At 60.5% G+C, this 22,724-nt stretch carries 24 protein-coding genes, 1 other RNA gene and 1 pseudogene; 20 read left to right on the forward strand and 6 right to left on the reverse strand.

Annotated features, from left to right (window positions below; translation table 11 throughout):
* Positions 1 to 176 precede the first annotated feature (176 nt).
* Positions 177 to 1,610 (reverse strand): metalloprotease TldD, encoded by a 1,434-nt coding sequence (gene tldD / locus ACP7AP_RS21890; RefSeq protein ID WP_426037689.1) that lies wholly within the window; start codon positions 1,608 to 1,610, stop codon positions 177 to 179.
* 296 nt (positions 1,611 to 1,906) lie between these two features.
* Between tldD and coxB the strand changes: the two genes are divergently transcribed.
* The 12 genes from coxB (at position 1,907) to ACP7AP_RS21950 (ending at position 12,032) form a co-directional block, all read left to right on the forward strand.
* Positions 1,907 to 2,845, forward strand: coding sequence for a cytochrome c oxidase subunit II (gene coxB / locus ACP7AP_RS21895; protein WP_426037731.1), 939 nt, complete (start codon positions 1,907 to 1,909; stop codon positions 2,843 to 2,845).
* Positions 2,846 to 2,913: 68 nt separating this feature from the next.
* Positions 2,914 to 3,846 (forward strand): heme o synthase, encoded by a 933-nt coding sequence (gene cyoE, locus ACP7AP_RS21900; protein WP_426037691.1) that lies wholly within the window; start codon positions 2,914 to 2,916, stop codon positions 3,844 to 3,846.
* Positions 3,846 to 4,085, forward strand: coding sequence for a hypothetical protein (locus tag ACP7AP_RS21905; RefSeq protein WP_426037693.1), 240 nt, complete (start codon positions 3,846 to 3,848; stop codon positions 4,083 to 4,085). Before cyoE ends, ACP7AP_RS21905 begins: the two co-directional genes overlap by 1 nt.
* A complete protein-coding gene (locus tag ACP7AP_RS21910; RefSeq protein ID WP_426037695.1) occupies positions 4,082 to 4,681 on the forward strand; it encodes a cytochrome c oxidase assembly protein in 600 nt (199 codons plus the stop codon). Before ACP7AP_RS21905 ends, ACP7AP_RS21910 begins: the two co-directional genes overlap by 4 nt.
* A gap of 27 nt (positions 4,682 to 4,708) precedes the next feature.
* Complete coding sequence (locus ACP7AP_RS21915) at positions 4,709 to 5,515, forward strand: cytochrome c oxidase subunit 3 (RefSeq protein WP_426037697.1); 807 nt, start codon at positions 4,709 to 4,711, stop codon at positions 5,513 to 5,515.
* Positions 5,516 to 5,581: 66 nt separating this feature from the next.
* Positions 5,582 to 6,250: an SURF1 family protein gene (locus ACP7AP_RS21920; RefSeq protein ID WP_426037699.1), complete on the forward strand. Its 669-nt coding sequence runs from the start codon at positions 5,582 to 5,584 to the stop codon at positions 6,248 to 6,250.
* Between the two features lie 9 nt (positions 6,251 to 6,259).
* A complete protein-coding gene (gene thrC / locus ACP7AP_RS21925; RefSeq protein WP_426037701.1) occupies positions 6,260 to 7,645 on the forward strand; it encodes a threonine synthase in 1,386 nt (461 codons plus the stop codon).
* Entirely contained in the window at positions 7,642 to 8,916 is a 1,275-nt protein-coding gene (locus ACP7AP_RS21930) for a M16 family metallopeptidase (RefSeq protein WP_426037703.1), read from the forward strand. Before thrC ends, ACP7AP_RS21930 begins: the two co-directional genes overlap by 4 nt.
* On the forward strand, positions 8,916 to 9,500 hold the full coding sequence (locus ACP7AP_RS21935) for a GNAT family N-acetyltransferase (RefSeq protein WP_426037705.1): 585 nt from the start codon (positions 8,916 to 8,918) through the stop codon (positions 9,498 to 9,500). The genes ACP7AP_RS21930 and ACP7AP_RS21935 overlap by 1 nt, the downstream gene beginning before the upstream one ends.
* 62 nt (positions 9,501 to 9,562) lie before the next feature.
* A complete protein-coding gene (locus ACP7AP_RS21940; protein WP_426037707.1) occupies positions 9,563 to 10,108 on the forward strand; it encodes a DUF1697 domain-containing protein in 546 nt (181 codons plus the stop codon).
* A gap of 28 nt (positions 10,109 to 10,136) precedes the next feature.
* The gene (locus ACP7AP_RS21945; RefSeq protein WP_426037709.1) at positions 10,137 to 11,549 is read left to right on the forward strand and encodes an FAD-binding oxidoreductase; all 1,413 of its coding nucleotides are present in this window, start codon (positions 10,137 to 10,139) and stop codon (positions 11,547 to 11,549) included.
* 90 nt (positions 11,550 to 11,639) lie between these two features.
* The gene (locus ACP7AP_RS21950) at positions 11,640 to 12,032 is read left to right on the forward strand and encodes a DUF1428 domain-containing protein (protein WP_426037711.1); all 393 of its coding nucleotides are present in this window, start codon (positions 11,640 to 11,642) and stop codon (positions 12,030 to 12,032) included.
* Positions 12,033 to 12,275: 243 nt separating this feature from the next.
* On the opposite strand, the gene ACP7AP_RS21955 is transcribed toward ACP7AP_RS21950, so the two are convergent.
* The 4 genes from ACP7AP_RS21955 to ACP7AP_RS21970 are packed head-to-tail and all read right to left on the reverse strand — an operon-like array spanning position 12,276 to position 15,418.
* Entirely contained in the window at positions 12,276 to 12,806 is a 531-nt protein-coding gene (locus ACP7AP_RS21955; protein ID WP_426037713.1) for an adenine phosphoribosyltransferase, read from the reverse strand.
* A 10-nt stretch (positions 12,807 to 12,816) separates the two neighbouring features.
* Positions 12,817 to 13,287 (reverse strand): DUF2269 family protein, encoded by a 471-nt coding sequence (locus tag ACP7AP_RS21960; RefSeq protein ID WP_426037715.1) that lies wholly within the window; start codon positions 13,285 to 13,287, stop codon positions 12,817 to 12,819.
* A complete protein-coding gene (locus tag ACP7AP_RS21965) occupies positions 13,287 to 14,555 on the reverse strand; it encodes an SDR family oxidoreductase (protein ID WP_426037717.1) in 1,269 nt (422 codons plus the stop codon). Before ACP7AP_RS21965 ends, ACP7AP_RS21960 begins: the two co-directional genes overlap by 1 nt.
* Positions 14,543 to 15,418, reverse strand: coding sequence for an S-methyl-5'-thioadenosine phosphorylase (locus ACP7AP_RS21970; RefSeq protein WP_426037719.1), 876 nt, complete (start codon positions 15,416 to 15,418; stop codon positions 14,543 to 14,545). The genes ACP7AP_RS21965 and ACP7AP_RS21970 overlap by 13 nt, the downstream gene beginning before the upstream one ends.
* A gap of 229 nt (positions 15,419 to 15,647) precedes the next feature.
* Here ACP7AP_RS21970 and ACP7AP_RS21975 point away from each other — a divergent pair, with 229 nt between their 5' ends.
* Positions 15,648 to 16,223 carry a dimethylsulfonioproprionate lyase family protein gene (locus tag ACP7AP_RS21975; RefSeq protein WP_426037721.1) on the forward strand — a complete coding sequence of 192 codons (576 nt, stop codon included), beginning with the start codon at positions 15,648 to 15,650 and terminating at the stop codon, positions 16,221 to 16,223.
* Between the two features lie 110 nt (positions 16,224 to 16,333).
* On the opposite strand, the gene ACP7AP_RS21980 is transcribed toward ACP7AP_RS21975, so the two are convergent.
* A complete protein-coding gene (locus tag ACP7AP_RS21980; protein ID WP_426037723.1) occupies positions 16,334 to 17,302 on the reverse strand; it encodes a phosphotransferase in 969 nt (322 codons plus the stop codon).
* A 235-nt stretch (positions 17,303 to 17,537) separates the two neighbouring features.
* Here ACP7AP_RS21980 and gatC point away from each other — a divergent pair, with 235 nt between their 5' ends.
* The 7 genes and pseudogenes from gatC to ACP7AP_RS22015 all read left to right on the forward strand — a co-directional run.
* Positions 17,538 to 17,825 carry an Asp-tRNA(Asn)/Glu-tRNA(Gln) amidotransferase subunit GatC gene (gatC, locus tag ACP7AP_RS21985; RefSeq protein WP_426037725.1) on the forward strand — a complete coding sequence of 96 codons (288 nt, stop codon included), beginning with the start codon at positions 17,538 to 17,540 and terminating at the stop codon, positions 17,823 to 17,825.
* Positions 17,822 to 19,318 carry an Asp-tRNA(Asn)/Glu-tRNA(Gln) amidotransferase subunit GatA gene (gene gatA, locus ACP7AP_RS21990; RefSeq protein WP_426037727.1) on the forward strand — a complete coding sequence of 499 codons (1,497 nt, stop codon included), beginning with the start codon at positions 17,822 to 17,824 and terminating at the stop codon, positions 19,316 to 19,318. The genes gatC and gatA overlap by 4 nt, the downstream gene beginning before the upstream one ends.
* Positions 19,319 to 19,354: 36 nt before the next feature.
* Positions 19,355 to 20,143: a hypothetical protein gene (locus ACP7AP_RS21995; RefSeq protein WP_426037729.1), complete on the forward strand. Its 789-nt coding sequence runs from the start codon at positions 19,355 to 19,357 to the stop codon at positions 20,141 to 20,143.
* A gap of 71 nt (positions 20,144 to 20,214) precedes the next feature.
* Positions 20,215 to 20,817, forward strand: a complete 603-nt coding sequence (locus tag ACP7AP_RS22000) for an N-acetylmuramoyl-L-alanine amidase (protein ID WP_426037733.1) — start codon at positions 20,215 to 20,217, stop codon at positions 20,815 to 20,817.
* Positions 20,818 to 20,921: 104 nt separating this feature from the next.
* Positions 20,922 to 21,375: RNase P RNA component class A (gene rnpB, locus ACP7AP_RS22005), an RNA gene on the forward strand.
* Positions 21,376 to 21,700: 325 nt separating this feature from the next.
* Positions 21,701 to 21,868, forward strand: coding sequence for a 50S ribosomal protein L33 (rpmG, locus tag ACP7AP_RS22010; protein ID WP_054005708.1), 168 nt, complete (start codon positions 21,701 to 21,703; stop codon positions 21,866 to 21,868).
* A gap of 253 nt (positions 21,869 to 22,121) precedes the next feature.
* Positions 22,122 to 22,614: pseudogene (locus tag ACP7AP_RS22015) on the forward strand (IS481 family transposase); the annotation flags it as partial.
* Positions 22,615 to 22,724 lie beyond the last annotated feature (110 nt).

Consider the following 22,724-nt stretch of genomic DNA (forward strand, 5'->3'; position numbering starts at 1 on the left):
GTTGTAAGAGCGCCAGTTCGTCGTGCGGTAGGTCGGAGGTGCAGGTTTGCTCATACCCTGCGACTAACACCTTGCAGTCACGCAGGGAATCCCTCACGATTTGTGCAACAGAGCCGATCGTCACGTAAGCGCGGCTGGCGCGCCGTCCAACAATTTGGTTGGACGGCGCGATGACTTCAGGTTTGCGAGCCGCCCACCGTCAGGCCGCCGATCAGCAGGGTGGGTTGGCCGACTCCGACCGGCACCCATTGGCCAGCCTTGCCGCAGTTGCCGATGCCAGGGTCGAGTTTCAGATCGTTGCCGATGGCGCGGATTTGCTTGAGGGCGGTGGCGCCGTCGCCGATCAGAGTGGCGCCTTTGACCGCTTCGCCGACGACACCATTTCGGACGCGGTAGGCTTCGGTGCAGCTGAACACAAATTTGCCGTTGGTGATATCGACTTGGCCGCCGCCGAAACCGACCGCGTAGATGCCGTCTTTGAGCGACGCCACGATGCCTGCGGGGTCGTCTTTACCCGATAGCATATAGGTGTTGGTCATCCGGGGCATCGGGATATGGGCGTAGCTTTCGCGGCGACCGTTTCCGGTGGCGCTTACACCCATCAGGCGGGCGTTCTGGCGGTCTTGCATATAGCCGACAAGGCGGCCGTCTTCGATCAGGGTGTTTTTCTGCGACGGGGTGCCTTCGTCATCGACGCTGATGCTGCCGCGACGGTTGGGGATGGTGCCATCATCCAGCACGGTGACGCCGGGGGCTGCGATCATCTGGCCCATCAGGCCTGCGAAAGCCGAAGTTTTCTTACGGTTGAAATCGCCTTCCAGCCCGTGACCGATGGCTTCGTGCAGCAAGATGCCGGGCCAGCCGGGGCCAAGCACCACATCCATCATGCCAGCGGGGGCGGGAACGGCATCGAGGTTCACAAGGGCGATGCGCAGGGCTTCTTTCAGCATCGGTTGCCAGTGGCTGGGTTCCATCAGCCCGGCGAGGCCATAGCGACCACCGCCGCCGGTGCCGCCTTGCTCGCGTTTGCCATTGGATTCGATGATCACCGAGACGTTCATCCGGGCCATCGGGCGCACATCGGTATAGCGCAGGCCCTCGGGGCGCAGGATTTCAACCTCTTGCAGGCCAGCGGCGATGGTGGCCGAGACTTGCACCACGCGGGGGTCAAGCGCGCGGGCATAGGCGTCGATCTCTTTCAGCAGGTCGATTTTGACGGCAAACACCGCGTCGGCCATCGGGTCGGCATCGCTGTAGAGTTTGATGTTGGTGCGTTTGGGGGCATCTGCCAAGGTGCCGCCGCCATCGCCGACTGCGAGGCGGGCAGTTTCTGAGGCGCGTTTCAGGGCGGATTCGGAGATTTCGGTCGAATGGGCGTAACCTGCGACTTCGCCGCGCACGGCGCGCAAGCCAAAGCCTTCGGAGGCGCCGTAGCTGGCGTTCTTGATCCGGCCGTCATCCAGTACGATGGCTTCCGAGCGGCGGCGCTCTAAGAACAACTCGCCATCGTCTGCGCCAGCGGTCGCTGCGCGCAGGGTGGCGAGGGCGGTGGCCTCATCAAGATGGGTCTCGAACGGGCGAAATGGGGCGTCGGTGGATGCGGTGGACATCAGGACAAGGCCTTTCGGGGCGCGATTTGGCCCGGTTGAAGCGAACTTAAGCGGCAGATCGGGGCATCGCAAGGCGGGGTGTGGGAGTTTCTTAGTGCGCAGTGCCACGATTGCCAGCGGCCTTGCGTGGGATTTTTGCTTTGATCTTGGTCAAGTGGCGCGGTTTTGCCGCAGCTTACTCTTGTCGGGAAGCGGGTAATATGGTTTCACGAACCAGAGATAACGGGATTCTGCCCCCTGTTTGGGCATGGTCAAAAAGGCGGCGTGAAAGCTGCCCTTGGATACGGGAAATGAACATGCGTCTTAAGTCGACTTTCAACGCTGTTGCGGCTGCCAGCCTTGGTCTGCTTATGCAGCCTAGCTTCGCCTTGGCCCAGGCTTTGGAAACCGTGGGGGCTCCGGTGCCGTATGGCACCGAGCATCAGCCAGCTGCGACCAACATCGCCCGCGATCTGCAATGGCTGGATCACATGATCCTGATCATCATCACGGTGATCGTGGCGTTTGTGACGCTGCTGTTGTTGTACATCATGGTCCGGTTCAGCCGGAAGCGGAACCCGGTGCCTGCGACTTTCACGCATAACTCGCCGTTGGAAGTGGCATGGACGATCATTCCGATCCTGATTCTGGTGTTTATCGGCTCGTTCTCGCTGCCCGCTTTGTTCGCCCAGCAGGAAATTCCGGTCGCCGATATCACCATCAAGGCGACGGGCAACCAATGGTATTGGTCGTATGAATATCCGGATGTGAAGGTCGGCGAGGCGGATACGCTGAAGTTTGACGCCTTCCGCATTGATGGTGCGATGAAGATTGATGATGCGGCGGCGGGCTGGGGTGATGATCAGCCGATGTCGACCGCTGAAGTTCTGAGCGACGTGGCGGTGAAGAAGCTGGCATATTACGGCTACAAGAAAGAGGATTTCCTGTTGGCCACCGACAATGCTGTGGTGATCCCGGTCGGCAAAACCGTGGTGATGCAGGTGACCGGCGCGGACGTGATCCACGCTTGGGCGATGCCAGCGTTCGGGGTGATGCAATCGGCGGTTCCCGGTCGTTTGGGCCAGTTGTGGTTCAAGGCCGAGCGTGAGGGGATTTATTTCGGTCAATGCACCACGCTTTGCGGTAAGGATCATGCCTATATGCCGATCACCGTTAAAGTCGTCAGCCAAGCCGCGTATGATGCGTGGGTTGCTCAGGCGACGACCACCGGCAATATCCGGCTCGCGGCGAACTGACACCCAAGCGACGGCACAGCGGGCCTCCGGTACTGGGGGCCTGCGTTAGACCAGAAAGCCAGGACGTTATGACCGATATCCGGTCTTTTGAGGCCCCGAAAGAAGCGGGATTTGGCGATTTCGTGCAGCTGTTGAAGCCGCGCGTGATGTCGCTTGTGGTGTTTACCGCGTTTGTGGGGCTGTTGGTGGCTCCGGTGCATTTGCATCCGGTGGTGGCTTTTACCGCGATTTTGTTCATCGCTTTGGGCGCTGGCGCGTCTGGCGCGCTGAACATGTGGTGGGATGCTGATATCGACGCGATCATGCGCCGCACCAAGGGGCGTCCGGTGCCTGCGGGTCTGGTGCAGCCGGGGGAGGCTTTGGCGATTGGGTTGGCGCTGTCGGGCATCTCGATTGTGATGCTGGCGCTGGCGACGAATATTCTGGCGGGGGCGCTGCTGGCGTTCACGATTTTCTTTTATGCTGTGGTGTATTCGATGTGGCTGAAGCGCTCGACGCCGCAGAACATCGTAATTGGCGGGGCGGCTGGTGCGTTCCCTCCGATGATCGGCTGGGTGGCGGCGACCGGGTCTGTCTCGGTTGAGGCGGCCTTGATGTTCATGCTGATCTTCATGTGGACGCCGCCGCATTTCTGGGCTTTGGCGTTGTTCATGAATGAGGATTACTCGAAAGCGGGGGTGCCGATGCTGACGGTGACGCATGGCAAGCGTGTGACGCGCAATCATGTGCTGGGCTATACTTTGGCGTTGATCCCGTTCCCGATTGCACTTGGATTTACCTCGATTGGTGGACCGGTGTATCTGGCGATTTCGGTGCTGTTGAACGCCGAGTTCCTGCGCGGGGCGTATCGGATCTGGAAGCGGGATGAAGTGATGGCCGAGGCCGACAAGTATAAGGTTGAGAAGGCGGTGTTCCGCTTCTCACTGCTGTATCTGTTCCTGCATTTTGGAGCACTTTTGGTTGAGGCTGTGCTGCACAGCTCTGGCATGGGGGGCTGGTGATGGCATTTCCTGCACCTGAACATGAGATTCACCGCAGGCGGTTTTCGCGCAACTTGGGCGTTGGGCTGACGCTGGTCTGCTTTGTCGCGCTGGTGTTCGCGCTTACCGTCGTAAAAGTGACCAATGGCGATCTGGGCCATGCCAATGATGCGCCGGGGATGTTGGGATCGACAGTGCCGATTGCGCCGGAATTACCTGCGCCTGCGCCTGCGCCTGCTGCGGGGGCGGTGAAGCCATGAGCAAGTCTGTCGATGCACAAAAGAAAACTGCCGCCATGTTGGCTGGGGTTGCGGTGGTGATGCTGTCTTTGTCCTTCGCGGCGGTGCCGTTTTACAACTGGTTCTGCCGGGTGACCGGCTATGCGGGCACCACTTCGGTCGCGGCAACCGGGGCCGATGAAGTGCTGGAGCAGACGGTGAAAATCCGCTTTGATGCCTCGCTCGAAGCCGGGATGCCGTGGGAGTTCCGCCCGATGGTGCCCTCGATGACGCTGCATATCGGTGAGACGGGCCTTGCGTTCTTTGAGGCCTACAACCCGACTGACAAGCCGGTGGGCGGACAGGCCAGCTATAACGTCACGCCAGATCAATCGGGCGGCTATTTCACCAAGATCGACTGTTTCTGCTTCACTGAACAGGTTCTGCAACCCGGTGAGCGGGTGCAGATGCCGGTCAGCTTTTATGTCGATCCGTCGATTGTGAAAGACCCGGAAGCCAGCCTGATCAAAGAGATCACGCTGTCTTATACCTTCCATGTTGCCGATATTCCGCAAAAGCAGGCTGCCAATACTGCGGTGCCTGCTCTTGCCGAGACACCCGCCAAGATTATAGAATAAAGATAAGAAAACCGAGGGAACCCGACCATGGCCCACGCCAAGAACCACGATTACCACATTCTTCCGCCGTCGATCTGGCCCTTTGCGGGTGCGCTTGGCGCGTTCATCATGCTGTTTGGCTTTGTGCTGTGGATGCACGGCTCGCAGCCCTTCGTCGGGCTTGGCGGCTTGGTACTGGTGCTTTACGTCATGTTCGCCTGGTGGTCGGAAGTGGTGCATGAGGGCCAGACCGGCGATCACACCCCGGTGGTGCGGATCGGCCTGCGCTATGGCTTTATCCTGTTCATCATGTCTGAGATCATGTTCTTCTCGGCGTGGTTCTGGACATTCTTCAAACACGCGATGTATCCGATGGGGCCGCTGTCGCCGCTTAAAGACGGGGTTTGGCCGCCCGAAGGCATCGTGATGTTCGACCCGTGGCATCTGCCGCTGATCAACACGCTGATTTTGCTGTGCTCGGGCTGTGCGGCAACTTGGGCGCACCATGCTTTGGTGCATGAGAACAACAACCGCGCGGCGATGAAGCAAGGCTTGATTCTGGCGGTGCTGCTGGGGATGCTGTTCACCTTCTTCCAAGCCTATGAATACAGCCATGCGGCGTTTGGCTTTGCGGGCAACATCTATGGCGCATCGTTTTTCATGGCGACGGGTTTCCATGGTTTCCACGTGCTGATCGGTACGATCTTCCTCGCGATCTGCCTGATTCGCACCTACAAAGGCCATTTCACGCCGGAACAGCATGTTGGCTTTGAAGCCGCCGCTTGGTACTGGCACTTCGTCGATGTGGTCTGGTTGTTCCTGTTCGCCGCCGTCTATATCTGGGGCAGCGCCTAACTTATCGGCCATAAGATCAGCGCGCGGGCCCGATGTGGCCCGCGCTTTGCGTTTCAGGGTTTGGGCATGAAATTCCGTCTGATATCGGCGCTGCTGCTGGGTTTGGCTGGCGTGGGGTTTCTGTGCAGCCTTGGCATCTGGCAAGTTGGCCGCATGTATGAAAAGCGCGCGCAACTGGATGAGATGACGGCGGGGATTTCCGAGCCTGCGGTGGTGGTGCCTGCGGTTTTGGACCCCGAGAAGGATCGTTATCGCCCGGTGATCGCGGCGGGGCGGTTTACAGGAGAGACGTTATATGTGCTGTCTGGCCAGCCGATGGTGGGGGCCGGGGTGCAGGTGATCTCGGTTTTGCAGATGGCGGACGGGCGGCGCTTGCTGGTCGATCGTGGGTTTCTGCCGGATGAGGAAAAGCATAAAAAGCTGCATGTCACCGATCTGACGGTGCAGGGCAATCTGATGTGGCCGCGTGACAGCAATCAATATACCCCGCCACCGGATGCGGCGACGGGGATGTGGTTTGCGCGGGATGCACAGGCGATGGCGGCGGTTTTGCACACAGAGCCGACATTTATTGTCGCGCGTTTGCCAACCGGTGACGGGATCGAAGCGATGCCGGTTGATACTTCGTCTATTCCCAATGACCATTGGGGCTATGCCATCACTTGGTTTTCGCTGGCTTTCGTTTGGGCGGTGATGACAGCGGGGCTGGTCTGGCGTATCAGGCGGCAAATCTAGGGGGAACGGATGCGGTATATCTCGACGCGGGGGCAGGCTCCGGTTTTGAATTTCAGCGAAGCGATGATGACGGGGCTGGCGCGGGATGGCGGGCTGTATGTGCCGGAAGTGGTGCCTGCGTTGTCGAAGGCCGAAATCGCGGCGATGGCAGGGCTGACCTATGAGGAAATCGCGTTTCGGGTGATGCGGCCGTATTTGGGCTCGACTTTTACCGATGCCGAGTTCAAGGGGTTGATTGCGAAGGCTTACGCGGGTTTCGGCCATGCGGCACGCGCGCCTTTGGTGCAGCTGGGGCCGAACCATTTCCTGCTGGAATTGTTCCACGGGCCAACTCTGGCCTTCAAAGACTTCGCCATGCAGTTGATCGGTCAGATGATGCAGGCGGCACTGGCGAAGACCGGTGAGCGCATTACCATCGTTGGCGCGACGAGCGGCGATACTGGGTCGGCGGCGATGGAGGCGTTTCGGGGCCTTGCCAATGTCGATCTGTTTATCCTGTATCCGCATGGCCGCGTCAGCGATGTGCAGCGGCGGCAGATGACCACGCCTTCCGAGGCGAATGTTTACGCCTTGGCGATGGATGGTGATTTCGATGATTGCCAGGCCCGCGTGAAGGATATGTTCAACGATTTCGCCTTCCGCGATGGCGTGCGGTTGGCGGGGGTGAACAGCATCAACTGGGCGCGGGTGCTTTCGCAGGTGGTGTATTATTTCTATGCCGCCGTGGCTTTGGGTGCGCCGGATCGCAGCGTTAGTTTCACCGTGCCGACGGGGAATTTCGGTGACATTTTCGCGGGTTATATTGCGCGGAAAATGGGGCTGCCGATTGAGCAACTGGTGATCGCCACCAACCAGAATGACATTCTGGACCGGGCGATGAAGACCGGGGATTATGTGCAGAACGGGGTGACGGCGTCGATCTCGCCGTCGATGGATATTCAGGTGTCGTCGAACTTTGAGCGGGCGTTGTTTGACGCCTATGGGCGCGATGGCGCGGCGGTCTCGGCGTTGATGGCGGAGTTGAAGGCGGGCGGGTTCCATATTTCGCAGGGTGCGATGGGCATGCTGCGTGAGACGTTTGCTTCGGGGCGGTGTTCGGAAGATGAGACCACGGCGACGATGCGACGCGCCTTTGCGGAAACTGGCGAAATTCTCTGCCCACACTCGGCTATTGGGGTGAAAGTGGCCGAGGAACATCTGGGCGCGGCCCCGATGATCACGCTTGCCACGGCGCATCCGGCGAAATTCCCCGACGCGGTCGAGGTGGCGATAGGCACGCGTCCCCAACTTCCCCCCCGCATGGCGGACTTGTTCGCGCGCCCGGAACGTGTCACCCGTGTGCCGAATGATCTGGGCGCTTTGCAGGCCCTGATCCGCGAAAGGATTGCCCGTTGAGCCTTGCATCTGCCGGACTGCGCCTGACCACCTTGCCGAACGGCTTCCGTATCGTCACCGAACATATGCCGGGGCTGCTGTCTGCCAGCGCTGGCATCTGGGTGATGGCGGGGGGGCGGCACGAGAAGCCCAAGCAGAACGGCATCGCGCATTTTCTGGAGCATATGGCGTTCAAGGGCACCAAGCGGCGCACCAGTTTGCAGATTGCCGAGGAAATTGAGGATGTTGGCGGCTATATCAACGCCTATACCTCACGCGAGATGACCGCGTATTATGCGCGGGTGTTGCAGGCGGATGTCGGCCTCGCCTTGGATGTGATTGGTGATATTGTCCTCAATCCAGCCTTCGACAAGAAGGAGATTGAGGTTGAACGGCATGTGATCTTGCAAGAAATCGGGCAGGCGTTGGATACGCCCGACGATATCGTGTTCGATTGGCTGCAAGAGGCAAGCTACCCCGATCAGGCGTTTGGGCGGACGATTCTTGGGCCGGAGGAGCGGGTTTCTTCTTTCAACCGCAAGGATTTGCAGGGTTTTGTCGCCGAGCATTATGGGCCGGGGCAGATGATCTTGGCGGCTGCGGGCGCTGTGGATCACGATGCAATCGTGAAACAGGCCGAGGCGATGTTTGGCAGCATGAAGGCCAAGCCCGCGACGACCTTCCAAGCGGCGACGTTTAAGGGGTCGGAGCGACGCGAGGTCAAGGATCTGGAGCAGGTGCATTTTGCCATGGCGTTTGACGCACCCGGCTATCGGCACCCGGATGTCTATACCGCGCAGGTCTATGCGATGACGATGGGCGGTGGCATGTCGAGCCGACTGTTCCAAAAGGTGCGCGAAGAACGCGGGCTGTGCTATTCGATCTTCGCGCAGTCGGGGGCGTATGAAGATGCGGGTCAGATCACCTTGTATGCGGGCACCAGTGCGGAAGAAATCGGCGAACTGACCCAGATCACCATGGATGAGTTGAAGCGCGCGGCGGATGATATGTCTGAGGCCGAGGTGGCCCGCGCGCGGACGCAGATCAAGGCCGGGATGCTGATGGGGCTGGAAAGTCCGTCAAGCCGCGCCGAACGCATTGCCCGATTGCTGGCGATTTATGACCGCGTGCCTGGGGTCGATGAGGCTGTCGCCCGGATAGACGCTGTGACGGTGGCCGATGTGCGGCGCTATGCGGGCGAGTTGGCACAGGCGGATTCGGCTTTGGCTTTGTATGGTCCGGTGGCTGATGCCCCCTCGCTGGAAGATATTCGCAAGCGTTTGGCGGCGTAATGCTGTCGTTCCGCCGCAGGCCAGTGGTTGAAACCGAGCGGATGACGTTGCGCTTGCCTGCGCACAGCGATTACAAAGCTTGGGCGGGTCTGCGTGAGGCTTCGGTAGAGCATCTGACGCCGTGGGAACCGGTTTGGGCGCATGATCACCTCAGCCGCAAGGCGTTTACCAACCGGGTCTATTGGGCGGGACGGGCGGAAGCCACGGGGACGGCGCTGCCCATGTTGATGTTCCGGCGCGAGGATCGGCAGTTGTTGGGCGCGGTGACATTGGACAATATCCGCCGTGGCCCGGTGCAGGCGGGCACCATGGGCTATTGGATCGGTGCGCCGTTTGCGCGGCGGGGTTACATGAAGGAAGCGGTGCAGGCTTTGGTGCATTTTTCCTTCGCTCAGCTTGATCTAAGCCGGATTGAAAGCGCCTGTTTGCCAGAAAACATCGCATCGCGCGGGGTGCTGGAGAAATCTGGCTTTAAATATGAGGGCGTTGCGCAATCTTATTTGCAAATCAACGGGCGCTGGCGGAACCATGTGTTATACGCCAACTTACGGAACGACCGACGTGGTCGCACGGACGTGGGTTGAGTCGCTGCTTTGCAGGCGGCAGCCCTACGCCGGAGCGGGTGGGGTCTTGTCTGGAGAGCCCAATGAGTGAAGTCAAAGTCCTGCTGTTGCGCGGCGTGAACGTGTCGGGCGCCAATCGCCTGCCGATGCCGGAGTTCCGGCAAATGCTGTTGGAACAAGGGCTTCAGCAAATCCACACCCATCTGCAAAGCGGCAATGCGGTGTATCTTGATCCGGGCGTGGCCGGGGTTGAGACGAAAATCACCACCGCGATGAAAGAGCGTTTCGGCTTTGCGCCGCCGATGTTCGTGATGGGCTTGAAAGAATACGATGCGATTTTGGCGGCGAACCCGTTCAAAAAACAAGGCGTGGCAGATGGTGCTGCGGTGCATGTCTATTTCTTGGCAAGCCCAGCGGCGGCTACGGCGGTGCAGGTTTTGTCGGCCCATGCGGCAAATGGCGAGCAGATCTTGTTTTCTGACAAGGCGGTTTATCTGCTAGCGCCGAATGGGATTGGGCGGTCTGTGCTGGCGACCAAGCTGGAGGCGGGTTTGAGCATGGTGAAGACCGCGCGCAACCAAACCTCGGCCACGGCGATTGCGGCTTTGGCGCGCACGATTGCCGTTTAAGCTGCCGATCCTTTCTTGAGGCTTTCAGATGCTGAACCCTGCCGATCCGGTTTTCGTTGAGGTCTTGCGTAAGCAGTTGCCCGAAGGGGCGCTGCACGCACCAGAGCCGCGGTATCTGGAAGAGCCGCGCGGGCGCTGGCAGGGTTTGGCGGGTGTGGTGGCGCTGCCCCGAACGGTGGCTGAGGTGTCGGTGGTGGTGCGGGCTTGTGCTGAGGCCCGCGTTGGGCTGGTGTCTTGGGGCGGCGGCACCGGGTTGGTCGGCGGGCAGTTGATGCCTGAGGGGCCAGCGCCCGTGGTGCTGTCGCTGGAGCGGATGGCGGCGTTGCGCGGCAGCTATCCCGAGGAAAACGTGCTGGTGGTCGAGGCCGGGATGATCCTCGCCGATGTGCAGCGTCATGCCAGTGATCTGGGCCGGGTGTTTCCGCTGGCTTTGGCGTCGGAAGGCACCTGTCGCATTGGTGGCAACCTTTCCACCAATGCGGGCGGCTTGAACGTGCTGCGCTATGGCAATGCGCGGGATTTGTGTCTGGGGGTTGAGGCTGTTCTGCCGGACGGCAGCATTTTCAACGGCTTGAAGCGGTTGCGCAAGGATAACACCGGCTACGATCTGCGGCATCTGCTGATCGGGGCCGAGGGCACTTTGGGCGTGATCACTGCGGCTAGTTTGCGGTTGTTCCCGCAGCCCGGCGTGGTGGGCACCGCGCTGTTGGCGGTGGAAAGCCCAGAGGCTGCGCTGAAATTGCTGTCGCTGGCGCAAGAGCGGCTGTCGGGGATGGTGTCGGCCTTCGAGTTGATCGGGCGGATGGGGTTGCAGTTTCTGGCCGAGCGTATCCCCGAGGTGAAGCTGCCGATCGGGATGCCGGAGTGGATGGTGCTGATCGAGATCGGTCTGCCTGCGGGCTTTGGCGTGGCGGAAGATCACTTGGGCGGGCTGTTTGAGGCGGGGCTTGCGGCTGGTCTGGTATCGGATGGCGTCATTGCGGCATCGGAAGCGCAGCGGGCAGGGTTGTGGCGCATCCGTGAGGCGATCCCGGAAGCCAACCGGATGATCGGGGCGGTCAGCAGCCATGACATTTCGGTGCCGCTGGGCTTGGTGGCAGAGTTTATCGCGAAAGCCGGGCCTCGGTTGGCGGCGATGGGCGATTTCCGGGTGAATTGCTTTGGCCATTTGGGCGATGGGAACTTGCATTACAACGTGTTCCCGGCTTTGGGGCGCAGTCGGAAAGATTATGAAGATCAACGCGATGCGGTGAAAACCTGCGTGCATGATCTGGTCGATGAATTGGGCGGGTCGATGTCGGCTGAGCATGGTTTGGGGCGGCTGAAGGTGGAGGATCTGGAGCGTTACGGCGATCCGGGCAAGTTGGCGGCGATGCGGGCGATCAAGGCGGCGCTAGACCCGTTGGGAATTATGAATCCGGGTGCCGTGCTGCGCGCATAGGCGGAGATTGGTTGATCTGCTGGCTGATCGGGGAACGGATCGCAGGTTTGGCCGTTTGAGCGTTACCATGCCGAAACAGGAGGACGAATCATGAGCTACGTTCAAGGATTTCTCGTCGCGGTGCCAAAAGCCAAAAAGCAGGCCTACATTCAATCTGCGCAAGCAGCGGCACCGATCTTTAAGGAATACGGCGCGCTGCGGATTGTCGAGACGTGGAGCGAAACGATTGCCGATGGCAAAGTCACCGACTTCAAGATGGCGGTGAAGGCCACACCGGATGAAGCGGTGGTGTTTTCGTGGATCGAATGGCCCGATCAGCAGACCTATGAGGCGGCGCATGCCAGGATGCAGACCGACGCGCGTTGGCAAGAAATGCCCGAGATGCCGTTTGACGGCAAGCGCATGGTCTGGGGCGGGTTTGAGCCGATCTTTGACACCCAAAGCGAGCCATGGACTGGGGCGGGCTTTGCGAGTTCATCCTGACGACAGGACATTTGGCGATCAGAAACGCCCTGCCGGAAAACCGACAGGGCGCTGGGGTTGGGTGGGTCACGTGTTGCAAGCAGCGTCACCCTAAGGCTGGGTTGGCCTTAGAAGCTCAGATTTAGAATGATTCGGTAAACAGGCCGTTAATGTTGATCGAGATTTGGCATTGGGCGATGTTTTGCGCCGGATTATGAGGCCCCGGATCAAGTCCGGGGCGGCGTGAGAAAGGTGGGGGCGGCGTTAAATCCCCTCAAAGGCGCAGAGTGCGTGAACTTCCATCCCCATGGATTCCAGCTTTTTGCGCCCGCCCAAGTCTGGCAGATCAACGACGAATGCGCAGCCGACCACTTGCGCACCCAAGCGTTCAATCAGTTTGATGCCGGCCTCGGCGGTGCCTCCGGTTGCAAGCAGATCATCGACCAACAGGATTTTCTCGCCGGGTTGCATCGCGTCTTCATGGACCTCGACCACCGCCTCGCCATATTCCAGCGTATAGGCTTGGCTGATGGTCTGGCCCGGAAGTTTGCCCTTCTTGCGGATCGGCACGAAGCCGGTCGAAAGCTGATGCGCCACCGCCCCGCCCAAGATAAACCCGCGCGCTTCCAGCCCGACCACCTTATCAATCCGCATCCCGGCATAGGGGGCGAGCAACTGGTCCACGCACATCCGAAAGCCGCGCGGATCGGCGAACAAAGTGGTGACATCGCGGAACAGGATGCCTTCATGCGGGAAATCGACGATGGTGCGGATGTAGTCTTTGACGGTTTTCATCAGGGTCCTCTTAGAAGTCGGGTCTGTTTACCATCAGCCAGAACACCGCGACAAGGGCGCTAAAGGCGGGGATGCCCAAGGCACACCAGATACGAAAATAGCAGGTGGCGCGGGCGGGGAGTGGCGTGTGGCTGGCAAGGGCAACGCCTGCAAGGTCGCGGATTCTGAGTTGCAGGATCACGACGGGCACCCAGCACAGGAAGGCGAATGTATAGAGCGCGTAGCTGGCGAGCAGCCACGGCTCGGTAAGGGTGTAGCCTGCGAGGTGGATCAGCCAAAGCCCGGTCAGCGGTTGGATCACCCCGGCGGGGGTGGTAAAAATCCAATCTGCGATCACCACGCCAGAGGCAACAGAGTGGATGGTTTCGAGCTTTCGAGTGCGCATCGCCCAGACCATTTGAAAGGCGGTGCCGATGCCAGTGCCGAACAGCAGGGTTGAGGACAATATATGCAGCCAGCGGGCGATGAGATACGGGTCCATCAACGTTCTTCCGCAAGGGCGAGATGGCTGAGGATCAGCGCGAGGATGGGCAGGTTCTTCAAGAGGCCGCCAAACGGATCAAGCCAGAGGGCGGGGGCGATGATCGTCAGGCCAAGGGTGTAGCCTAGCACCATAAGCAGTTGCAGAATGGCGGTGGTTTTGGGTCGCCAGTTGCGCAGCAAGGCAATGCCTAAGGCGGCGTCGGCTAAGCCTCCGGCTGTGGCGAGGATCAGAGCCAGGGTTGCGGGAAGGGCGATTTGGGGCAGGTAAGTCTCGGCGGGGGTGAGCAGGCCGAGGGCGGCGGAGGCGAGCCAAAGCGCGGCGAGGGTCAGGCGGATCAAGGGTTTGAGCAGGTAAAGCCGCGCTTGCCACAGGTCTTGCGTGCCAGCGGGGCGGGATTGCAGGAATTGGGTGAAGGCGCGAGGTTTGTGGCTTAGTTTCTCCAACAGCGGCGCGGGATCGGCCAGCACGCCCTGGTTCAGTTGTGCGACCGAGGTGGCCGAGATCGGGCCGATATTCAGCGCGTCACCAATTTGACCCAAGCGGCGGGCGAGCGGGATTGGGATGTGCAGCAAGGGGTGCTGTGGCAGGCCAAGCCAGCTTTGCGTGGCACGCAGGATGCCAGTTTGGCTGACGGTTTGCGGGCCGCCTATTTCCCAAATGCCGGGGCTGGGGTTTTGCAGGCACTCAAAGGCAATAGCGGCAAGGTCGCTGGCGTGGATCGGGTTGAAGGGTTGCTCGCCTGTGCCGATCACGGGGGTGACAAAGGGCAGGGCAGAGAGGGCGCGGATCAGCGAGGAGCCGCCGTAGGATGTATCGCCGAGCACAAGACCTGCGCGCAAGATGATCGCCTCAGTGGCGGTGGCGGCGGCTTCACCCGCGCGCCGCCAATGGGCGAATTGGGTGTCGGCCTCAATGCCAACGGCGGAAATCAGCAGGGCTTGGGTGCCGGGGTGGCGGGCGGCATAGGCGGCGCTGGGGGCTGTAACATGCACGGCCTCGAAGGCGCTCGCGGTGCCCGTCAGCAGCCCGACGGCGTTGATGATATGGGTGTTTTGGTCGAGATGCGGCTGCCAGAAGGCGGGGGCATGGGTGGCGCGGTTGCTGAAATCCGCGTGCAGGGTGGCAAAGCCCATGCGTTTCAGGCGGGCGGGGTTGCGGGCTTGGGCGGTGACTTGCACGCCTTTTTCGCGCATATAGAAGGCGATATGGCGACCGATGAACCCATCCGCCCCCAGCAACAGCACCTTCATTTTCAGTCCGGGCATTTCAACACGCGGCCTGCGACGGCGTCGAGTTTGGCGAGCAGGTCGGCGTCGCGTTTGTCCGGCGCGGTCATCAACGCGTAGCTCAGCGCGTGGTCGCAGCCATGCGGGCAGGTGGGGTGGTCCGGTAGCAGGGCTGGCAGGTTGGTGATCAGGCTGCGGGCGGCGTTGGCGTTGGCGGTCAGGGTTTGGATCACCGCCGCGACATCGACCGCGCCGTGATCCTCTTGCCAGCAATCGAAATCGGTAATCATCGCGAGGGAGGCGTAGCACAGCTCGGCCTCGCGGGCGAGTTTGGCCTCGGGCATGCCGGTCATGCCTATCACATCGGCGCCCCAGCTGCGGTAGAGGCGGGATTCTGCGAGGGTGGAGAATTGCGGGCCTTCCATCGCGAGATAGGTGGCGGTGGGGTGGGTTTTGATACCCGCCACTTGGGCCGCTTGCAGGCAGGCTGCGCCGAGGCGGGGGCAGGTGGGGTGGGCAATGCTGACATGGGCGACGCAGCCCTGCCCGAAGAAGGATTTCTCGCGCGCAAAGGTGCGGTCGATGTATTGGTCAACCAGCACGAAATCGCCGGGTTGGTAGTCGGCACGCAGGCTTCCCACGGCGGAGACGGCGAGGATGTCGGTGCAGCCGAGGCGTTTCAAGGCGTCGATATTGGCGCGGTAGGGGACGGAGCTGGGGGAGTGGACATGGCCGCGACCGTGGCGGGGCAGGAAGGCCATCGGGGTTCCGTTCAGGCGACCGATCAGGATTTCATCCGAGGGTTTGCCCCAAGGGGTGTGGACTTTGATCCAGCTTGCGCCCTCCAGCCCCTCGATTTGATAGACGCCGGAGCCGCCGATTACGCCGATCATGGGGGGCATTTTGGGGTCCTTTGGCTGGGGTTTGGCGGGAGTTTAGGGCGGGAACGGCAGGAGGGGAAGGGGGTGTTTGGCGAGGGTCCCAACTCGGGACCATTGTTTTTATGGGGGAATTTTAGGGGGGTGAGGGGTGTGGTTAATGGGGGGGTAAGATTGGCGTGCCGGCAAAGGGTTGCAAGCGGTACGGGCGCAACGCAGTGTGGGGATACGGGGTTTCTGGAGCAAGGGCAGAATGGATCGGTTGCTGGAGTTGGTGAAACGGGCGTTTGCGCCAGTGCCGGAGGCGGCGGCATTTTTGGCGGACTGGCCCGCCGTGACTGAAAGACGCGAGATTGTGGCGGGCACTTTGCCGGTTTGCGACTGGATACCGGAGTTGCAGGCAGAGACGGGCCCGGTCGATACCGCGGTGGTCGTGGCGCAGTTGCAGCAGGTCGCGGCAGATTTGTCGTGGCGGCAGACCTATGGTGCGGGCGATTTTGGCGCGGCGTTTCTGCGCGGCTATGGATGGAGCGAGTTTATCGGCTTGCGCGGGCCAGTCCCCAGCGCGCGGATCGCTTGCGGCGTGCTGCTGTTGGCACCGGGGATCAGCTATCCGTCGCATGCCCATGCGGCAGAGGAGGTTTATCTGCCAATTTCCGGTGTGGCGGAGTGGCAAATGGGCGTGGGTGCGTTCGTGCAGGTGCCTGTGGGGCAGGCGATACACCATCCAAGCTGGACTCCGCATGCGATGCGCAGCGGGGATCAGCCGCTCGCGGCGCTGTATTTGTGGCGCGGTGGGGATTTGGCGGCGAAATCGGTGATTTTGTAGCGATAGCCGCTGGAGCGCTCCGCGCGGGAGTATTTCGAAAAGAGCAAATTTCTGGGCGTGGTGCCGTGCCTATTCACCCTGCGACGGGATCAGCCCGGTTGACTGACAGGTTAGCGCGCAATGTCGAGGAGGGAGGTTTTTGCCAGTTGCTGCAACCACTTCAGTCTGTGCTGTTTGTTTTGATCTGCAAGATTGCGGCTCTCCAAGCCCGACCATCCGTTCAGGGCCGAAAACTTTTGAAAAAACTCAAACACCTCGGGCGCGGTTACATGGTCGGCGTATCCCTTCCGGAAGACAGCGGCGGCGGTTTGAAAACTGTCAAACGCCATGGTGTGCACAGGCCATTTTATCGCAAAATCGAACAGAAACGACATGACGTCCCGTAGCGCGTCATCTTCCTTTCTGTTTTCAAAATCTATGCCATAGACCGCGCCTTTGCGGCCGAAAACCAAGTTGCCGGGATGAAAGTCTCTGTGCGTCACGCAGCGTGTGCAGGGCAAGCCTTGGGCTTGGGCCGCGTGCCGCTCAAGCTGATAAAAATCCGCCATGAACGCATCGTAGTCAGCAATCAGCATCAGCTTTTCTTCGTGCCTTTTGAGCTTGTTCAGCAGCCAATTCATGTGTGGTTTGGCGTCGAATGGCGCAGGTTTCATCGTCGGCTGTTGAAAGCTGGAAATCCAGCGGCCTGCGTTTTGCAGATGGGTGCTGGCCTCGGTAAGATTGGCGAAATGCGGCAGGAGGTTTTGAAGCGAGTCACCTTTCACATATTCCATGATCAGGGCGCAGTCTTTTTCCACAAAGGCCAGGGCTTGCGGTGTGGTTAAAAGCGGGTCTTTCATCGCGGCATTGGTCGATTTGAGGCGTTGATATTGGTTGAGGATTTTGGCACGACCTGCCGCGTCAGGTGTACTAAGTTTGCAGACGAAGGTGGAGTTCTTGCCGCGTAGTTTGCAGCGAAACACCCATGTATCATAAAGCTTTGTCGGATCTTTGAGCGAGGCGAGCGCGAATTCTTCGTCCGGCAGAAATGCCCGCAAGGCGTGTCGAGCAGCTTTTACGCTATAGTCTGCATCGAGCATAATTCCAAAATTCCAACGGGTTATAGGGTGATTTACGGGATAATCTGACCCAAACGTGGGCGAATTATGCTGCGCAGGCAAGCGGTATTCGGGTGGATAGGGTGAGGGTGGTGCGAAGGGGCGCTGCGCTGAAGCGCACCCTGCGTTTGGCTGCGTGGTGGGGCGCGACCCACCCTACTTGCGGCATCTGGCCTTGGCGGGTAAACGTCGGCCAATCAATTTGCGGAGAGACCCCATGTCCATCGACATCGACACCGCGCGCAAGGTGGCCAAGCTGGCGCGTATCCGGGTGGAGGAAGCGGCTTTGCCGAAGCTGGCGGAGCAGCTTTCGGGCATTCTGGGCTTTATGGAGCAGTTGAATGAGGTCGATGTGACGGGCATCGAGCCGATGGTGTCGGTGACGCCGATGCGCCTCGCGCGCCGGGCGGATCTGGTGACAGATGGCAATCAGCGACGGGCGGTTCTGGCCAATGCGCCGGATGCGCGGGAAGGGTTTTTTGCAGTGCCGAAGGTGGTGGAATGAACGCGAACATGTCGGGGGGCGCGAACAGCTGGACCATTGCGGCGGCGCGGGATGCGTTGCGCAAGGGGGAGATTTCGGCGGTTGATCTGACGATGTCTTGCCTGACGGCGATTGATGCCAGCGATGCGTTGAACGCGTTTGTGCATAAGACGCCCGAGATTGCGTTGGAACAGGCGCGGGCGGCGGATCTGCGGCTTGCGGGCGGCGATGCGCCGGATATGTGCGGGATTCCGCTCGGGATCAAGGATGTGTTCTGCACCAAGGGGGTGGCGTCGCAAGCTGCGTCGCACATCCTGAAGGGGTTTGTGCCGGAGTACGAATCCACCGTGACCGCGAAGCTGTTTGGCGCGGGCGCGGTGATGCTGGGCAAGCTGAACATGGATGAGTTCGCGATGGGCTCGGCGACCGAGAGCAGCTGTTACGGGCCTGCGGTGAACCCGTGGAAGGTTGACAATGTGCTGCGCACTCCGGGAGGGTCCTCGGGCGGGTCGGCTGCGGCGGTGGCGGCGGATTTGTGTCTGGCGGCGACGGGGACGGATACGGGGGGCTCGATCCGGCAACCTGCGGCGTTTACCGGCACGGTGGGGATCAAGCCGACTTATGGCCGGGTCAGCCGTTGGGGCATTGTGGCTTATGCGTCGTCGTTGGATCAGGCGGGGCCGATGACGAAATCGGTGCGCGATGCGGCGATTTTCTTGGCTGCGATGGCGGGGCATGATGCGAAGGATTCGACTTCGGCCAATATCATGGTGCCGGATTTTGAAGCGGCTTTGACCGGGGATATTCGCGGCAAGAAGATCGGTATTCCGCGTGAGTACCGCATTGAGGGTATTCCGGCTGAGATTGATGCGCTCTGGGCGCAAGGCCGCGAGATGCTGCGCGCTGCGGGGGCCGAGATTGTGGATATCTCGCTGCCGCATGCGAAATATGCTTTACCTGCTTATTATGTGATTGCCCCGGCAGAGGCCTCATCCAACCTCGCGCGCTATGATGGGGTGCGGTATGGGCATCGGGCAGCACTGGCTGCGGGCGATGGCATCACCGAGATGTATGAGAAGACCCGCGCCGAGGGCTTTGGGCCAGAGACGCAGCGCCGCATCATGGTGGGCACCTATGTGCTGTCGGCGGGGTTCTATGACGCCTATTACAACCGGGCGCGTAAAGTCCGCGCGCTGATCAAGCGCGACTTTGAGCAGGCGTTTGCCTCCGGCATTGAGGCGATCTTGGCACCTGCGACGCCGACCTCGGCCTTTGGCTTGGGCGAGATGGATAAGGCGACCCCGGTTGAGGTTTATCTCAACGATGTGTTCACCGTGACCGCGAACTTGGCCGGATTGCCGGGAGTGGCGGTGCCGATGGGCCTTGATAGCAAGGGCCTGCCGATGGGGCTGCAACTGCTGGGGCGGCCTTGGGATGAGGCCGGATTGCTCAATCACGCTTATGTTCTGGAACGCGCTGCGGGGTTTGTGGCCAAGCCGGATAAATGGTGGTAAGCGCCAATATCAGAATAAACCGCCGAGGCAGAGACGATGCGTAGCTTTGTGATGATTTTGGCCGCCCTTGGGCTGGCTGGGTGTGGAACCGCTGTACCCGATTCGGGTGCGGGCGTGGGGTTTCAGGATTATAATGCCTATAACGCGCCTGCCCCGGTGACGCCTGCACATGCGGCTGGGTTCACACCGGGCGGGGCACTGGCTGCGATTGACAAGGCCGAGGGCAAGAACACTGACACGGCCTTGACGCCGACCAATGTGCCACTCAGCGCGCAGGCGGCAAGTTCGCCCTATGCCGCGCCATCAGCACAACCTTATGGCCAACCGCAGGGTGCGGTGATTGGCAGCGGTGAGCGCGCGCGTGGCAATGCGCCAGCAGGGATTGCCGAGACCACATCCGAGATGGCGAATGTGCCGGGATCGTCGGCCAATGTTGGCACCGTCTCGGACGAGCAAGACTTTCAGGCGGTGACCAAGCGCGAAACCATTGAGAGCGACAAGGCCCGGATTGAGCGCAACCGCGCGCAGTATCAGGTCGATCAGCCGACGGCTTTGCCACAGCGCAGTGGCAGCGACGCGCCGAATATCGTGCAGTTTGCGATTTCGACCAACCACCCCAAGGGCACGCAGATGTACAAACGCGGCGGGTTGCGGCTGAACAGCTATAACGCGGCTTGCGGCAAGTTCCCCTCGCCGGACCTCGCGCAAGAGGCGTTCTTGGCGGCAGGGGGGCCGGACCGCGACCGTAAGGGGCTGGACCCGGACGGCGATGGCTATGCCTGCGCTTGGGACCCGACGCCGTTCCGGGCTGCCGTTCAGAATTGAGCTTGAGTGACACAACGCCGCCTTGGCCCTCGCCGAATTTTGGCGACCGGCGAGGCGGCGTTTTGCCATCCATCATCGTGATTCATTACACCGCGATGGCGTCTTGCGCTGCGGCGCGGGCGCGGCTGTGCGATCCGGCATTTGAGGTTTCGGCGCATTGGTTGATCTCGGAAACCGGAGTCGTTGAGGGCTTGGTGCCGGAGGCGTCAAGGGCGTGGCACGCAGGCGCGGGGGAGTGGGCGGGCGTTACGGATGTGAACTCGGCCTCGATTGGCATTGAGCTGGCCAATACCGGGCTTCAGCCGTTTGCGGAACCGCAGATGACGGCGCTGGAAGGTTTACTGGCAGGGATCATGCAGCGCTGGGCGATACCCGCGCATCGCGTGATTGCACATTCGGATATGGCGCCCAGCCGCAAGGGCGATCCCGGAGCGCGGTTTGATTGGCGGCGGTTGGCGTTGCAGGGCTTGGCGGTGTGGCCTGAGGCTGCGGAGGCAGATGTTGCGGCCTTCCTGCCCGCGCTGCGCCGCTTTGGCTATCCAGATGCGGCAGAGGCTGATCTGCTGGCGGCGTTCCGGCTGCGGTTCAGGCCATGGGCGCGCGGGGCGCTGGATGCGGTGGATGCGGTGGATGCGGGGTTGGCCTGCGATCTGGTGCGGCGGTTTGAGGCCTGAGGTACGCATCAAGCCTGACGGCTTTCTTCGTTTCGGGCCTGCAAGCGCGACGCGCGCCGAAAAGGCTTGAAGCGGCGCGCGGTTGCGCCTATTGCCGCCCTCGCGCGGATGGCTGGATGACCGCGGGGTGCAAGCCCCGAGGAAAGTCCGGACTCCATGAAGGAAGGGTGCCGGGTAACGCCCGGCGGGGGTAACCCCAGGGAAAGCGCCACAGAGAAAAGACTGCCGTGGTGTTCAGGGCTTGCCTTGGACGGATCTGCGGTGATGGTGAAACGGTGGGGTAAGAGCCCACCACGGTCTTGGTAACAAGAACGGTATGGCAAGCCCCACCCGGAGCAATGCCGAATAGGGGCCTCGCGTGGGTTCGGTCCGCGACTGTCAAAAGCGCAAGCTGGCGACGACAGCGGAGACCACCACACGGATCTTTCAGCCCAGAGGCCCGGGTTGGCAGCTTGACTGCTCGTGGTAACACGGGTGGCAGAGGAATGGTCATCCAGAGGGCATCCGCCGTAAGGTTGGGCCCTTGGACAAAATCCGGCTTACAGGCCGTCCGCGCAATTTTTCGACCCCAGTCATCTGGTATCTGCGAAAGCGTATCGTGATGTAAAACACGCTACGGCTATGGCTATGGATTGCTCTTTGCTAAATACTCAAATTCTAAGGCTTGAGGCCCGCCTTCCACCCGAAATCGTGCCGTTCCGTCGTCCCAAGCACCCACCGCGCGTAAGCGCTGACAGACTTGCGCGGCACGCGCGCAATTAGATCACCGCCAGATCGCAGAACTTGGCGTTTGGCTGTTGACTCTGCCGCCTTGATCCGTAAAAGGCAGGCTTCAAGAGATTTCGCAGGGCAACGGTGTTGCCTTGATGCAGGAGAGACGACTATGGCCAAACCGGCGACGATCAAGATCCGTCTGAACTCGACGGCTGGCACCGGGCACTTCTATGTGACCAAGAAGAATGCTCGGACCATGACCGAAAAGATGACGGTCAACAAGTATGACCCCGTCAAGCGTCAGCATGTTGAATACAAAGAAGGCAAGATCAAGTAATGATCTTGTCCTTCTAAGCCCGTTTCCCCTTTAACTTCATAAGGTTAAAAGGCAGTCAAAAGCGGGGGCAAAAGTTGTGTAGGTGATTGTGTAGGCAGTCGCAACGATACTGGGGGTGTTGCACAGATGCAGCGCCCTTTTTCTTTTGGAATTTATCTAGGCAGTCCGTCTCATCGAGTACACGCCCGTCCTCTAGGTGTTTGATCCCGGACTTTGATGGTGCGATCTTTTCCTCCGAATGGAAGGAGGCACTATGGGACAGGTTCTTCACGGCAGCGCCACCACGACTGAGGCAATCCGTCCGTTGCCCGGCAGGTGATTGCTTTGCAATCGCCGAGAGGGGAGCAATACAAAATAGTGAAGAGGGCTTGAGGGCGTTTTCGGCGCGCTATGGGATCAATCAGAAGACGGTGGCCAAGTGGCGCAAGCGGACGTCGGTTGCCGATCTGCCAACCGGGCCGAAGGACGCCAAGTCGACAGTGCTGACGCCTGATGAAGAGGCGATCATTGTCGCGTTCCGGCGGCACAGGCTGCTGCCGCTGGATGATTGCCTCTCTTCACTGCAGCCTTCGATTCCACACCCGAGCCGATCATCCCTGCACCGCTGCTTACAGCGGCACGATATCAGCCGCCTGCCCGAGGTTGACGGCGACAAGCCCGCGAAGAAAAAATTCAAGGCCTATCCGCTCGGTTACTTTCACGTTGATATTGCTGAGGTTCAGACAGCCGAAGGCAAGTTGTTGTTGATTTTCATCCAGAAGTGAGCCGGGTTTTTCACCGAGAAGTGAGCCACCTCTGATTATGGATTTCGGTTCATGCCGGGGTCAAGCTGTGTGTTGTCTCCTTCTTTTTCTTT

This window comes from Cypionkella sp. TWP1-2-1b2 (genome assembly GCF_049896245.1).
Classification (GTDB): Bacteria; Pseudomonadota; Alphaproteobacteria; order Rhodobacterales; family Rhodobacteraceae; genus Cypionkella.

What these genes read in the sequence shown, in the direction of transcription:
- tldD (WP_426037689.1), bottom strand. Translation starts at nt 1,610, where the DNA reads ATGTCCACCGCATCCACCGACGCCCCATTTCGCCCGTTCGAGACCCAT.
- coxB (WP_426037731.1), top strand. Translation starts at nt 1,907, where the DNA reads ATGCGTCTTAAGTCGACTTTCAACGCTGTTGCGGCTGCCAGCCTTGGT.
- cyoE (WP_426037691.1), top strand. Translation starts at nt 2,914, where the DNA reads ATGACCGATATCCGGTCTTTTGAGGCCCCGAAAGAAGCGGGATTTGGC.
- ACP7AP_RS21905 (WP_426037693.1), top strand. Translation starts at nt 3,846, where the DNA reads ATGGCATTTCCTGCACCTGAACATGAGATTCACCGCAGGCGGTTTTCG.
- ACP7AP_RS21910 (WP_426037695.1), top strand. Translation starts at nt 4,082, where the DNA reads ATGAGCAAGTCTGTCGATGCACAAAAGAAAACTGCCGCCATGTTGGCT.
- ACP7AP_RS21915 (WP_426037697.1), top strand. Translation starts at nt 4,709, where the DNA reads ATGGCCCACGCCAAGAACCACGATTACCACATTCTTCCGCCGTCGATC.
- ACP7AP_RS21920 (WP_426037699.1), top strand. Translation starts at nt 5,582, where the DNA reads ATGAAATTCCGTCTGATATCGGCGCTGCTGCTGGGTTTGGCTGGCGTG.
- thrC (WP_426037701.1), top strand. Translation starts at nt 6,260, where the DNA reads ATGCGGTATATCTCGACGCGGGGGCAGGCTCCGGTTTTGAATTTCAGC.
- ACP7AP_RS21935 (WP_426037705.1), top strand. Translation starts at nt 8,916, where the DNA reads ATGCTGTCGTTCCGCCGCAGGCCAGTGGTTGAAACCGAGCGGATGACG.
- ACP7AP_RS21940 (WP_426037707.1), top strand. Translation starts at nt 9,563, where the DNA reads ATGAGTGAAGTCAAAGTCCTGCTGTTGCGCGGCGTGAACGTGTCGGGC.
- ACP7AP_RS21945 (WP_426037709.1), top strand. Translation starts at nt 10,137, where the DNA reads ATGCTGAACCCTGCCGATCCGGTTTTCGTTGAGGTCTTGCGTAAGCAG.
- ACP7AP_RS21950 (WP_426037711.1), top strand. Translation starts at nt 11,640, where the DNA reads ATGAGCTACGTTCAAGGATTTCTCGTCGCGGTGCCAAAAGCCAAAAAG.
- ACP7AP_RS21955 (WP_426037713.1), bottom strand. Translation starts at nt 12,806, where the DNA reads ATGAAAACCGTCAAAGACTACATCCGCACCATCGTCGATTTCCCGCAT.
- ACP7AP_RS21960 (WP_426037715.1), bottom strand. Translation starts at nt 13,287, where the DNA reads ATGGACCCGTATCTCATCGCCCGCTGGCTGCATATATTGTCCTCAACC.
- ACP7AP_RS21965 (WP_426037717.1), bottom strand. Translation starts at nt 14,555, where the DNA reads ATGCCCGGACTGAAAATGAAGGTGCTGTTGCTGGGGGCGGATGGGTTC.
- ACP7AP_RS21970 (WP_426037719.1), bottom strand. Translation starts at nt 15,418, where the DNA reads ATGCCCCCCATGATCGGCGTAATCGGCGGCTCCGGCGTCTATCAAATC.
- ACP7AP_RS21975 (WP_426037721.1), top strand. Translation starts at nt 15,648, where the DNA reads ATGGATCGGTTGCTGGAGTTGGTGAAACGGGCGTTTGCGCCAGTGCCG.
- ACP7AP_RS21980 (WP_426037723.1), bottom strand. Translation starts at nt 17,302, where the DNA reads ATGCTCGATGCAGACTATAGCGTAAAAGCTGCTCGACACGCCTTGCGG.
- gatC (WP_426037725.1), top strand. Translation starts at nt 17,538, where the DNA reads ATGTCCATCGACATCGACACCGCGCGCAAGGTGGCCAAGCTGGCGCGT.
- gatA (WP_426037727.1), top strand. Translation starts at nt 17,822, where the DNA reads ATGAACGCGAACATGTCGGGGGGCGCGAACAGCTGGACCATTGCGGCG.
- ACP7AP_RS21995 (WP_426037729.1), top strand. Translation starts at nt 19,355, where the DNA reads ATGCGTAGCTTTGTGATGATTTTGGCCGCCCTTGGGCTGGCTGGGTGT.
- rpmG (WP_054005708.1), top strand. Translation starts at nt 21,701, where the DNA reads ATGGCCAAACCGGCGACGATCAAGATCCGTCTGAACTCGACGGCTGGC.